General features: G+C 71.7%; 12 protein-coding genes and 1 pseudogene. 9 read left to right on the top strand and 4 right to left on the bottom strand.

Features of this window, described 5'->3' with window-relative positions:
• Positions 1-182 precede the first annotated feature (182 nt).
• From DFQ13_RS18740 to DFQ13_RS18730, 3 genes are all read left to right on the top strand, one after another.
• Positions 183-425, top strand: coding sequence for a type II toxin-antitoxin system Phd/YefM family antitoxin (locus DFQ13_RS18740; protein ID WP_233427811.1), 243 nt, complete (start codon positions 183-185; stop codon positions 423-425).
• Positions 422-682 carry a Txe/YoeB family addiction module toxin gene (locus DFQ13_RS18735; protein ID WP_110080728.1) on the top strand — a complete coding sequence of 87 codons (261 nt, stop codon included), beginning with the start codon at positions 422-424 and terminating at the stop codon, positions 680-682. The genes DFQ13_RS18740 and DFQ13_RS18735 overlap by 4 nt, the downstream gene beginning before the upstream one ends.
• 77 nt (positions 683-759) lie before the next feature.
• Complete coding sequence (locus tag DFQ13_RS18730) at positions 760-1206, top strand: hypothetical protein (protein WP_110080727.1); 447 nt, start codon at positions 760-762, stop codon at positions 1204-1206.
• Between the two features lie 176 nt (positions 1207-1382).
• Here the strand turns inward: DFQ13_RS18730 and DFQ13_RS18725 are convergent.
• From DFQ13_RS18725 to DFQ13_RS18715, 4 genes and pseudogenes are all read right to left on the bottom strand, one after another.
• Positions 1383-1493: pseudogene (locus DFQ13_RS18725) on the bottom strand (peptide-methionine (S)-S-oxide reductase MsrA); the annotation flags it as partial.
• A 247-nt stretch (positions 1494-1740) separates the two neighbouring features.
• Positions 1741-2331, bottom strand: coding sequence for a hypothetical protein (locus DFQ13_RS33180; RefSeq protein ID WP_146241273.1), 591 nt, complete (start codon positions 2329-2331; stop codon positions 1741-1743).
• Between the two features lie 42 nt (positions 2332-2373).
• On the bottom strand, positions 2374-3042 hold the full coding sequence (msrA, locus tag DFQ13_RS18720) for a peptide-methionine (S)-S-oxide reductase MsrA (RefSeq protein ID WP_110080726.1): 669 nt from the start codon (positions 3040-3042) through the stop codon (positions 2374-2376).
• Between the two features lie 17 nt (positions 3043-3059).
• Complete coding sequence (locus tag DFQ13_RS18715) at positions 3060-4373, bottom strand: alginate O-acetyltransferase AlgX-related protein (protein WP_110080725.1); 1314 nt, start codon at positions 4371-4373, stop codon at positions 3060-3062.
• Positions 4374-4553: 180 nt separating this feature from the next.
• Between DFQ13_RS18715 and DFQ13_RS18710 the strand changes: the two genes are divergently transcribed.
• The 6 genes from DFQ13_RS18710 to DFQ13_RS18685 all read left to right on the top strand — a co-directional run bounded on the left by DFQ13_RS18710 (position 4554) and on the right by DFQ13_RS18685 (position 12136).
• Positions 4554-6170 carry a hypothetical protein gene (locus DFQ13_RS18710; protein ID WP_110080724.1) on the top strand — a complete coding sequence of 539 codons (1617 nt, stop codon included), beginning with the start codon at positions 4554-4556 and terminating at the stop codon, positions 6168-6170.
• The gene (locus tag DFQ13_RS18705; protein WP_110080723.1) at positions 6167-7102 is read left to right on the top strand and encodes a glycosyltransferase family 2 protein; all 936 of its coding nucleotides are present in this window, start codon (positions 6167-6169) and stop codon (positions 7100-7102) included. The genes DFQ13_RS18710 and DFQ13_RS18705 overlap by 4 nt, the downstream gene beginning before the upstream one ends.
• On the top strand, positions 7099-7800 hold the full coding sequence (locus DFQ13_RS18700) for a class I SAM-dependent methyltransferase (protein WP_110080722.1): 702 nt from the start codon (positions 7099-7101) through the stop codon (positions 7798-7800). Before DFQ13_RS18705 ends, DFQ13_RS18700 begins: the two co-directional genes overlap by 4 nt.
• Positions 7793-8728, top strand: a complete 936-nt coding sequence (locus tag DFQ13_RS18695; protein ID WP_110080721.1) for a lysylphosphatidylglycerol synthase domain-containing protein — start codon at positions 7793-7795, stop codon at positions 8726-8728. Before DFQ13_RS18700 ends, DFQ13_RS18695 begins: the two co-directional genes overlap by 8 nt.
• A gap of 49 nt (positions 8729-8777) precedes the next feature.
• A complete protein-coding gene (locus tag DFQ13_RS18690) occupies positions 8778-10709 on the top strand; it encodes a hypothetical protein (protein WP_146241272.1) in 1932 nt (643 codons plus the stop codon).
• Between the two features lie 95 nt (positions 10710-10804).
• Positions 10805-12136: an SHOCT domain-containing protein gene (locus DFQ13_RS18685; protein ID WP_110080719.1), complete on the top strand. Its 1332-nt coding sequence runs from the start codon at positions 10805-10807 to the stop codon at positions 12134-12136.
• The last annotated feature ends 6 nt before the right edge of the window (positions 12137-12142 follow it).

The following is a 12142-nucleotide window of genomic DNA, read 5'->3' as shown; positions in this document are numbered from 1 at the left end:
GACCCCCACCGGCGGAGCCGCGTCCGAGCCACCTCCACGCTCAGCGGCCCCCGGCGAGGACCCCGCCCCGGTGGACCACTGAGCCCACGCGGACACAGGCCACCCCAGGCGCACCCCTTGCCCTCGCGCAGCCTTCGACGTACATTATCTTGTACGTCGAAGGGAGGGTGCTGGTGAAGACCATGAGCTACTCCGAGTCTCGCGCGAAGTACGCCGAGACCCTCGACTCCGTGGTCAACGACCGCGAGGAGGTCGTGATCACGCGTGCGGGCCACGAACCGGTCGTCATCGTGTCCCTGGACGACTACCAGTCGCTCAAGGAGACCGCCTACCTGCTCCGCAGCCCGGAGAACGCACGGCGGCTGATCACGGCGATCGAGCGACTGGAGTCCGGCGGCGGCGCACAGCACGACTTGGCGGAATGAAGCTGACCTGGGACGAACTCGCCTGGCAGGACTACGGCTGGTGGCAGTCCGAGGACCGGAAGGTCCTCAAGCGGATCAACGAATTGATCAAGGACATCGTCCGCAACGGGAACGAGGGGCTCGGCAAACCCGAACCCCTCAAGCACGGCTTCCAGGGCTACTGGTCCCGCCGCGTCACCGACGAACACCGCCTGGTCTACAAACTGGCAGGCGACGAGGTCCGCATCGCCGCCTGCCGGTACCACTACGGGAAGTAGCCCTCAGCCCTCACGGACTCCGAGGCCGACGGGGCACGCCACGCCGGTGCCGCCCAGAAGAAGTTCAGAATCAACGCATGGCGACCGAAGTGCAGTGGAGCGAGCTGCAACGCGACCCGAAGGGCGTCGCCGCACTCGCCGATCAGGGCGAGGTGCTTGTCCGGCGCCGGGATGGGGCGGCCCTGCTGCTCACCCGCGAAGACAGCTCACGCTCCGCATCCGCGGGTTCGGTGACCGCGGCGCGGGCCCTGCGCGCTGTCCTACCGCGCCTGCCGCAGGACGTCGTGACCACGGCGTTGCTCGACGAGTTCCCCTGGGCCGATGTGCTCCCGCAGGAAGACCGGCTCCAGTTCGCACATGATTTCGTCCGCGCCTTCCAAGCGTCCGCCGAACTGGGGCACTGGTCTGTCCTCGAACAGACAGTCACCGAGTGGCGCAGCACAGCGGCCATCCACGTCGACCCCGACCTGCGCGCCAAGCTCACCGGCCCCCTCGGCGAGGTCCCCGCACCGGTGGATCACTGACCTGTCCCGCCGAACGCGGCGATCGCGTCGCCCCGCCCCAACGCCCGGGCGGCTGGGAAGCCAGGTTCGCCACCACCGAAGCAGCGAAGGGCTGGGAACAGCTCTCCCAGACCGCCCGGGCGAACACGTGAATCGTCCCCACCGAGCGTCCGACCACCCCACCCCGAGCAAACCGACTAGCCCTCGCGGACCCCGAGGCCGACCGGGCAGGCGACGCCGGTGCCGCCCATGCCGCAGTAGCCGTGGGGGTTCTTCTGCGGCGAGAGGTACTGCTGGTGGTAGTCCTGTCGCCGAACAGGTAGCTCTTGAGCCAGGTCAACTCCCATCAAGCGGCTGACGTGGCCGTGACCTCCGACACTGGGTAGTTGTTGACGATCGGGTGGTCAGCACCCTCGACCTCTACCGCGACGGTGACAGTCAAACCTCTGTGACCGATGGAGGTGCGCAGGACTTCTCCCTCCAGTTCAGTGAACCCGAAAGGAACCAGGACACGATCGCCCGGAGCGGGGGGCCTCTGCGGCATCTGAACTCCTCTCACCACGGTGCGGTTCCGATCAGCAGTCTCAGGTGGCTTGCCAGTACATGGTCCATGCCAACCGCCAAACCGTCCAGAGCACCCCGCCACCGCCGGACAGACGTCAGGGTCAGTGGCCAACCATCTGCGACAACCGCGGCAAGCTTCGCCTGGTCATCATGAGCCAGGGCATTGCGCGCCTTGTTCAACGAGGTCAGCTTGGCACTCCACTCCGCCCCCCTGCTGGGGTATCGGGTACGGAGAGCGGGCCACAACTCAACCCCGAACAAGGCAAAGTCAGTACCAAGGCCCCCCGGCTCCGCGTTGCCCCGATCAAGCTTCCGAGCGGCTCTGAAAGCTGCCGAGAACACGCGTTGCACAGGAGGCCCACCTGGAACGATACCAACAATGACGTCCACTGCCTCGTCATGCAGGTCTCGGCAGAAACCTTGGAACTCACTGGCCAGACGCAACACGAGCGCATGATTCAACTCCTCGGTGGCCCAGCGCCTGCCAACAGCGGATCCACCGACCGCCCCATGCGCCTGAAACAGATTTTCAATGCTGGTGGACCGCGTCGTCTGCCACTGGCCCAAAGCCACCGAACTCACCCTTGGATACTACAAGTGATCAAGGATTACGCTTCGCGCCGGTCAGCCCTCGCGGACTCCGAGGCCGATCGGGCAGGAGACGCCCGTTCCGCCCATGCCGCAGTAGCCGTTCGGGTTCTTCTGGTCGGAAAGGTACTGCTGGTGGTAGTCCTCGGCGTAGTAGAAGGGACCCGCCGCGGCGACCTCCGTGGTGATCTGGCCGTAGCCCGCCTTCGACAGGGACTGCTGGTAGGCGGTCAGGCTCTCCTCCGCCGCGGTCTTCTGCTCCGCGTTGAGGTAGTACAGCCCCGAGCGGTACTGGGTGCCCATGTCGTTGCCCTGGCGCATGCCCTGGGTGGGGTCGTGGCCTTCCCAGAAGACCTTGAGCAGGTCGGCGTAGGTGATCACCTTGGGGTCGTACACGACCTGGACGGCCTCGGTGTGGCCGGTGAGGCCGCTGCACACCTCTTCGTACGTCGGGTTCTGCGTGGTGCCGCCGGTGTAGCCGACGGCGGTGGAGTAGACGCCGGGGAGCTGCCAGAAGACCCGTTCCGGGCCCCAGAAGCAGCCCATGGCGACGACGGCCGTCTCCAGGCCCTCGGGGAACGGGGGGACCTGGCGGTGGTCGGGGTGGACCGTGTGGTTGGTCGACACCACCAGGGGGGTGGCGCGGCCGGGGAGGGCCTGGTCGGCGGTCACCAGTCGGCTCTTGTCGCGTCCGAAGAACACCATGCCTCCAAAGTACCTGTTCAGCGGCGGATGGGGCGTTTTGCCAGTTCGGTCCGCACGCGGTTGATGAAGTCGTCGGTGAGCCAGGTGCCGCCGCCCACCGCGAGGGCTCGTTCCACGATCTCGAAGACGACCACCTCGTGGTCGGCGATCTCGTTGATGGTGGCGGTGGGGCGTTTGACGCTGCTCAGGTAGCTCAACACCGTGACGTCCGTGAATATTGCCGACAGGTAGGGCACGGAGACGCCGGTGAACGAATCGCCGAGGAAGAGGGTGGGGTCGTCGATCGTGCCCTCGGTGGGGTCGGACTGGCGGTGGAAGGGGGTGGACAGGTCGGTGCGGGGGGCCTGGGTGCGGTCGGTGGTGCCGTCGGGGCGCAGGGAGTAGAGGGTGCCCTCGCGGTTTCCGCGCTTGCCCTGGATGCCGGGGAGGTCCGCGGGGATGGAGAACTTCGCCCCCGGCCGGGTGGTCCAGGTGGCCGTGACACCGGGTTGGACGGCCTCGGCGGTGCGGCGGACCATGGCCATGGCGCCCTCGTCGGTCCAGTGGGTGTCGAGCTTGAAGTAGGCGGGGCGGCCCAGGCCCTTGGCGACGGACTGCAACTCCCCGCGCAGGTCGACGCCACCCGCGGCGTCGACCTGCTTCCACAGTTCGGTGCGGGCCGCGTCGGCGCACTCCTTGTTCGGGTAGTTGGGCGGCAGGTGTTCGGGGACCATCGTCGACTTGTCCGGGGCGACGAGCAGGACGAACTCGCGGCCGGAGGTCTCCACCGCCTCCTCGAGCTCCTTGAGCAGGCCGACCGTTTCGGCGAAGGGCCTGCTCGGCTTGCACTTGGCCGTCATGTCGGCGTCGAGGTACAGCCAGCCGTCGGTGCCCTCGACGACCGACACGTCCGCGGCCCGCGCCGGGCCCTGGCCGGGCTGCTCCGGCTGCCGGTCGGGCGGCGGGGCCGGGGTGGCACCGGTGCCGAGTGGGCCGGTGTCGGGTTCGTCGCCGAAGGTGGGTGGTTCCCCGAACACGCCGCGGCTGACCCCGTCGGCGGCGGTGATGGCGGCCGGGCGGAAGGACAGGTTGTCGGTGGCCCAGGCGTCGAAGCCGCGGAAGAAGCCCCAGCCGTCGCCGACGCTGGGGAACGAGGCGAGCGGGTGGTTCTCGATCTCCGCGGGCCGCACCCCGACCACGTACAGCAGGGTGGGGGCGGCGAAGAAGACCAGGGCGCTGATGACGGCGAGCTTCTGCCGGGCGCCGTGCCGGGGGCGGTGCAGCGGGTGCTCCCTCGGCAACCACGCCTCGTGCACGGGGGGCAATTTCGGGGCGGGTGCCTGATCCGTCACCCGAGCACAGTAACCCGCGCCCGCGACCGGCACTGACCGTTCCGAACACACGCGCGGTTGCCCTCCCTAGACTGCGCTTCGCACCCGAAAGTGTCAGTCGAACACGAAAGCGATCCGCCACCCGTGACCGAAACCGCTGAAGTCCCTCCGACGACGGGGGCCGCCCGGTCTGCGCGTTGGTTGTGGGCGCTCGAACTGCTCGCCCTCCTCCCGATCGCCGCGACCCTGCTCGACGTGCTGAACGGGCCGCACCTGCAGTTCCTGGACTACTGGACGATCCTGCTCAACTTCTACAACCCGGACGCCTCGCTGGACGTCGGCGGGTTCTTCGTGTTGCGCAACGAGCACCCAGTGGCCCTGCCCGCACTGTTCTACTGGCTGAACGTGCTGGTCGCCCACGGCGACAACCGGACGCTGGGCTGCGTGGTCGTCGCCGTGGTCGTGCTCACGGTGCTGGCGTTGCGGGCGGCGCTGCCGAGGTCGTTGCCCCCGGTGGCGCGGGCCGGGCTGGTGGTGGCCGCGTCGGCGCTGCTGTTCAGCCCGCACGGGCTGCACAACTTCGTCCGGTCGATGAGCGGCATGGCCTGGCTGACGGCGAACCTGCTGGTCGTGCTGACCCTGCTGCTGGCCAGGCGGGGCTGGTGGGTGGGCTCGTGGGTGGTCGGGGTGGTGGCCTGCCTGTCCTACGGCACCGCCTTCCCGGTGTGGGTGGCGCTGGCCTGGTTCGCCTGGGTGCGCCGGGAGGCCCTGTGGAAGCGGGTGGTGCCGCTGGTCGTCCTGGCCGCGGTCTTCGTCGTCTGGAAGATCGCGTACCCCGGGGCGGGGGCGGACCAGGCGCCGGGCAGCGACCCGAGCCAGGCGCTGTACACGTTCCTGTCCGCCGTCGGTCACCTGTGGACGGCGAACAACGCGGGGATGGCCGTTGTCGCAGGCATGGCGGTGCTGGTCGGGTACGGACTGCTGCTGACCACCCGGAGCGCGCGGGCGCCGGAACTGCGGGTGTGGTGGGCACTGGCCCTGCACGCGCTGCTGGCCTGCGCGATGATCGGCGTCGCGCGGATCGACTTCGGCCCCGACTACGGGTTGAGCAGCCGCTACACCTCGCAGTCGGTGCTGATGGCGGTGCCGCTGCTGGTGATCGCGGGGTCGGTGCTGGTGCGGCGGTCGTGGGCGAACACCCCGCGGGTGGCGGTGGCGGCGGTCGCGGCGGGAACCCTCGGGTTCGCGCTGGGCGTGCCGACGGCGATCAACCTGCGCAACGAGATGCGCGAGGTGCCGCTGCAGGCGATCGCCCTGCGGGCGGGCCTGACCGATGCCTACCCGACCACCATGCCGGAGGGGAAGGAGATGCGGGAACTGCTCCCCCGGATCGGCCACTACCCCTTCACCCCGGACTTCACCCTCGGCTGCGGCGGCCCCGAACTGGGTGACCGGGTCGACGTGGGCTCCGCCGAGCGGGTGGCGGCGGCGGACAAGAGCCGCAAGCAGGACCCGTCCGGCTTCGTCGAGGAGAGCACCGAGCTCGCGGGCGCCGTGGTCGTGCGCGGTTGGGCCAGCGGCGTCGGTGACCCGATCCGCTGCGCGATCGTGGTCGACGGCGCGGGCGTGGTGGTCGGCGGCGGGATGGTCGACCAGATCCGGACCGACGTGCGCGCGGAGCTGAACTGGCTGTCCAACCACACCGGGTTCGCGGTGGTGGGGCCGACGGCGGCGGAACAGACCAGGGTCGTGTTCGTCCGCGCGAGCGGGCGGATGCTGTGGATGCCCACCGAACCGGAAAGTGGGGGTGAGCGGTGACCGAGGTGAGTGTGCTCGTCCCGGCCAAGGACGAGGAGGCCACGCTGACGGCGCTGGCCGACGAGGTCGCGGCGGCGCTGCGCGGCGTCGACTACGAGCTGATCTTCGTCGACGACGGCAGCACCGACGGCTCCTGGAAGATCATGTGCGAGTTGGCCGCGACCAGGCCCGCGGTGCGCGCGGTGCGGATGCGGCGCAACTTCGGCAAGGCGGCGGCGCTGGCCGCGGCGGTGTCCGAGGCGCGCGGGCGCCGGGTGGTCACCATGGACGCCGATCTCCAGGACGACCCGGCCGAGGTGCCGCGGCTGCTGGCCGAGCTGGACACCGGGGTCGACCTGGTCAGCGGGCACAAGGTGGACCGCAAGGACCCGCTGTCGAAGCGGCTGCCGTCGAAGGTGTTCAACAAGGTGGCCGGGGTGATCACCGGGCTGCCGCTCAAGGACCACAACTGCGGGCTCAAGGCTGCTGACACCGAGGTCTACCGCCGGGTGCCGCTCTACGGGGAGCTGCACCGCTACATCCCGGCGCTGGCCCACCAGCAGGGCTACAAGGTGAGCGAGCTGGGGGTGAACCACCGGGCCCGGGCGCACGGGGTGTCGAAGTACGGGCTGGAGCGGTACGTGCGCGGCGCGATCGACCTGATGACGGTCGTGACGATCACCAAGTACGGCCGCAGGCCCGCGCACCTGTTCGGCGGGATCGGGTTCCTGTTCGGCGCCGCCGGCTTCCTGGTGCTGCTCTACCTGACCGGCGTGTGGCTGTTCACCGCCGACCCGATCGGCACCCGACCGCTGCTCAACCTGGGCGTGCTGCTGGTGATCCTGGGCGTGCAGATGGTGTCGTTCGGGTTGATCGCGGAGATCCTGCTGCACCGCACCGCCCGGCGCGACGAGGTGCGCGAGCTGGTGTCCGAGCGGACGGACAGCCGATGAGCGGGCTGCGCGGCGCCTACGTCGGCGGGGTCCGTGCCGCGCGCAGGCTCGCCGACCGGACCGGGCTGCTCGACCGGCTCGGCGGCAGCGACGCGCACACCGCCCGCCACCTGCGCACCCTGTTCGCCGTGCACGACGTCGTGGACCTCGCCGGGCTGGACCTGGCCTGGTGGAGCTACCCGGCGATGGCCCGGGTCGAGCGGTTCCTGGCGGGCCGGGACGCGCCGCGGGTGTTCGAGTTCGGCGCCGGGGCGAGCACGGCGTGGCTGGCCCGCCGCGCCGCCGAGGTGCACAGCGTGGAGCACGACGCCGGGTTCGCCGGGCACGTGCGGGCGCTGCTGGCCGACGCGCCGCACGTGACCCTGCACGCGGTGCCCGCCACCCCGGCCGACGCCTCGACGGTGGTCCGGTCCGAGCGGGCCGGGCACGAGCACCTGGACTTCGGCGCGTACGCGGCCACCATCGACGCGGTCGGCGGTGAGTTCGACCTGGTCGTGGTGGACGGCCGGGCCAGGGTGGAGTGTTTCCGCCGCGCCCTGGACCACCTCGCACCGGGTGGGGTGGTCGTCTTCGACAACATCCGCCGCAAGCGCTACGCCGAGGCCACGACCACCCCGGGCACCCGCGTGGAGTACCTGCGCGGTGGCACCCCGGCGCTGCCCTACCCGACGACGACCGGGTTGATCAGCCGTGGCTGAGGGGGCGGGCAGACGCGTCCGCGCGGCCGATGTGCTGGCCGTGGGGTTCGTGCTGCTGGCCGTGGGGGTCGCGGGCTGGGCGCTGCGCGAGGACCTGCCCGCCCTGGGCGCGGCCATCGGCACCATCGGCTGGTGGCGGGCGGCGGGCGCGTTCGCGCTGGTGGTGCTCGGGCTGCTGGCGACGGCGCAGGTGTGGCGGCGGTGCCTGGACGCGCTGGGCCACCGGGTGGGCTGGGCCGCCGCCCGCACGATCTTCTTCCCGGCCCAGGTGGGCAAGTACCTGCCGGGCGCGGTGTGGCCACTCCTGGCGCAGGCCCGGTTCGCCCGCCGGTACGGTGTGCCCGCCCGCTCGGCGCTGGTGGCGGGTGCGGTGTTCCTGGCCGTGCACGTGGTGACCTCGGTGGTGGTGTCCGCCGGGTTGCTGTTCGCCGACCGGGGGCTGCTCTCCGGGTACGGCTGGGCGGGGCTGGCCGCGGTGCTGGTCCTGCCGCTGCTGCACCCGTCGGTGGTCACCGCCATCGTGCGCAGGCTCGGCAAGGACAGCGGGCTGCCCGCGCTGACCTGGTCGGCGCTGCTGCGGCCGATGGGGTGGATGGTCCCGGCCTGGCTGGCCTACGGTGCGGCCGGGCTGCTGGCGGCGGCACCGTTCACCGGCGCGACCGCCCGACTCGGCGGGCTGGCGACCAGCGGGTTCGCCCTGAGCTGGCTGGTCGGGCTGGTCGTGGTCTTCGCCCCGGCCGGGCTGGGCGCGCGGGAGGCGGTGCTGGTGCTGGTGCTGGGGCCGGCGCTCGGGGTGGTGGCCGCAACCGCGGTGGGGTTGTTGCTGCGGGTGTGCCACACCGTCGCCGACATGGGTTTGGCCCTGGTGCACGGGGTGTTCGGCGGATCACGGTCCGTCGCCGAATACGGGGAAGGCGCGCCGGGATGACGGTGCGGGTGGCACGATTCGACAGAGCTCCAGCCGGAACGGGGAACCGATGACCTGGCAAGACGATCTGCGCAAGCTGGACGAGGCGCTGACCAAGGACGCGGTCACCCTCGCCGAGTACCGCAAGCGCCGCGACGAGATCCTGATCGCGGCGTCGACCTCACCCGCGCCCGCGCAGTCCAAGCGCCCGACCGCGGTCGGCTCCACCAGGACCGTCGAGGAGCGTGCCATCCCCGTGGACCGCCGCGGCCCGCAGCCGCCCCCGGGACCGGCCCGCCCGCCCGGCCCCGTCGCGGGTCCGCCCCGGTTCCCGGTACCCCCGGTGAACCCGACCCCGCCGGTGGCGGGACAGGCCCAGTCCCCGACGAATCCGATCCAGCCGGTGGCGGGACCTCCCCGACCGACGCCGGAGCAGGCCCGGCCGATGGCAGGGCCACCCCGACCCTCGGCGAACCCGGCGCAGCCCGTGGCGGGGCAGGCGCAGGCTCCGGCGGACCAAGCCCGACCAACGGCGCAGCAGGCCCAGTCATCGGCGCAGCAGGCTCAGCCATCGGCGCAGCAGGCTCAGCCATCGGCGCAGCAGGCCCAGTCATCGGCGCAGCAGGCCCAGTCATCGGCGCAGCAGGCCCAGTCATCGGCGCAGCAGGCCCAGTCATCGGCGCAGCAGGCTCAGCCATCGGTGGAGCCCACCCAACCGGTGGCGGGCTCGGCCCCGTCATCGGCGAACCCGATTCGGCCGGTGGCAGGTCCGGCTCAGCCGCCCGCCGCAGGCCCGACCGGGAGGCGGGTCACGGACGAGGTCCCGGCGAACCCGGCGCAGAACCCGGATACGGCGGGCGCACCGGCGGGCTCGGCACAGCCACCCGCCGCGACCTCGGGTGGGGCCGCGGACAAGACCTCGGTAGATTCGGACCGGACCCCGAACGCGGCCGATCAGGCGCGGCCATCCACGGCAGGCCCCGACAAGCCGCCCGCGAACCAGGACAAGCCGCCGGTTCCCCCGGCGGGGCCCGCCGAGAAGCCGGTCCCGGCCGGGAAGCCCGACGCCGGGCCCCGGGCTCCGGGGGAGGGTTCCGCGGCGGAACCGGCGCGGCCGGGCGGTGCCGAGCCCGCCCTGACGAAGCCGGAACCCCCCGCGGCGCAACCGGAGCAGCCCGCCGACCCGCCGAAGCCCGACGCCGACACCACCCAGGTGATCGGCGACGTGGGCAGCACGCAGGTGATCCAGCGGGCCGTCGTGACCGCCGCGGGGCAGCCGCCCGGACCAGGCGGACCAGTCGGACCAGGCGGGCCGCACGCGTCGCTGCCGCCGATGGTCACCCTGCCCCGCGACACCCCGATGCAGGGCCACGAGGTCTTCGCCGTCGCGGCGGACGGGACCGGGGGCAACCGCAACCGGGTACTGGTCGCGCTCGGTGCGCTGGTCGTGATCGCGGGGCTGGTGTGGTGGCTGGCCTTCTCCGGCGACCCCGGCGACCGGCAGCAGGCCGCCCCGCCCGCGGTCCAGGTCGGTGACCCGGCGACGATCACGCTGCCCGGCACGCCGGACCCGCGCAGCGGCACCATGAGCCTGTCGCAGGCGCAGTCGGCGAACGTGTTCAGCGCCCGCGAGGTCGGCCTGCTGTCCGCGGTGGGGGTGAACGCCGTCACGTACGTCGGTTCGTACGAGGGGACGACCGCCTACCTGGTCCAGGCGTTCCCCAATTCGGACGCCGCCGCCGCGGCGACGACGACCACGGGGGTGCTCGACGCCAACCGCAAACTCAGCTTCGCCGACAAGGAGGTTGAGGGCCTGCCCCCCGCCGCGCGCGCCGTCGGCACCCAGGGACCGAAGTCGTCCCTGGCCAGAGCGGTCTACACCGCAGGCACCTGGACGGTGCAGGTGAGCGTTCTGCAGTCGCCGTCCGGTGATCCGGCGGTGCTGGACGAGCAACTGCGGACTTTGGTGGAGACCGTCGGCAAGACCCTGCCGGTGACCTGATCCTTTCCCGCACGTATCCATTTGGCGACCGCACCGCAGGACGTCATGCGACTTAGGCACAATGAGCGCGTCCTGACGCGGTTGGAGGCATTTGCATGTCCTGGCAAGACGAGCTGCGGAAGCTCGACAGCGCGCTGGTGGCGGGTGAGTTGACCGCCGACGAGTACCGCCAGCGCCGCGACCGCGTGATGGTCGAGGCTGCGGGCCAGAACCAGGGCGGGCAACCGGCGACCCCGGCCCAAGCCGCCCCGGCCCAGCCTGCCCCGGCCCAACCCACCCCACCCCAACCGACCCCGCCCCCGCCGAACGCGATGGAGTCGACGCAGATCGTCGCTCCGGTCTCCGGCGGCTTCCCGACCCCACCGCAGCAGCAGCCGGGCACCACCGAGCGCACCCAGGTGGTCCCCGGGCAGCAGCCGCCGCCGCAGCAGGCGGGTGGCAACGAGTCCGCCGAGCGCACCCAGGTGGTCCCCGGCAGCGCCATGGGCGGCAACCCGGGCAACCCCGGTGGCAACGGCGGGGACGCGGGCGAGCGGACCCAGGTCGTGCCCGGCCGCACCATGAACACCGGCCCGAACACCGGCCCCCACGGCGTGCCGCAGGGCATGGGCGGGCAGCCGCACTTCCCGCCGCCGCAGCCGCGCCCCGCCTGGGAAACCGCCCGGCCGCAGCAGAACCAGGGTCAGAGCCCGCCGCCGTGGATGAACGACGACGGCCTGCCGCCGGACTTCGGCTCGGCGCAGAGCTGGCCCCGGCAGGGCCCGGAGATCTTCACCGAGTCCGGGGGCGGCGGCAAGGGCAAGAAGATCGCCATCATCGCCGCCGTGGTGGTCCTGGTGGCCGCGGGCATCACGGCGTTCTTCCTATTCAAACCCGGTGGCTCGGACACCGCCGACCCCGGGGGCCAGAACCCGCCCGCGGCGTCGAGCACCGCCCCGGCCACCCCGACCGGCCCGAAACTGCCCAAGGGGCCGTTCGTCGTGCTGGACGGAACCGAGCTGGACAACCAGAACATCACCATCGACACCGCGGTCAAGGGCAAGGTCCCGACCGAGGCCGAGGCCGCGTTCCTCAAGGCCCAGGGCGTGACGAACGTCGGCATGTACGTCACCAAGGAGAGCGACCTCGTCCGCGCGGTGTGGTCGTTCACGCCCGCCGCGGGGGCGGACCCCAAGGTGCTGCTGACCGCCCTCGACGGCTACTTCGCCAACCACAACCACACCGAGCTGAGCGGGCTGCCCGACGGCGTCCTCGGCCGCGCGCTGCCCGACCCGGCCCCCGGCCAGCGCGCCAGCTTCCGCGGCTTCTACATCGCCGACGGCGTGGTCCTGCAGATCGAGGCCTACGGCCCCGACCAGGCAGCGGCCAAGGAGGCGTTCGACAAGATCGTGGCCGACCAGGTCAAGAAGTTCCCGCCCGCGGCCTAGGGAACT

Source organism: Actinokineospora spheciospongiae, assembly GCF_003182415.1.
GTDB lineage: Bacteria > Actinomycetota > Actinomycetes > Mycobacteriales > Pseudonocardiaceae > Actinokineospora > Actinokineospora spheciospongiae.
The sequence above is the reverse complement of the archived record's forward strand: the minus strand, read 5'-3'. Positions and strand labels throughout refer to the sequence as shown.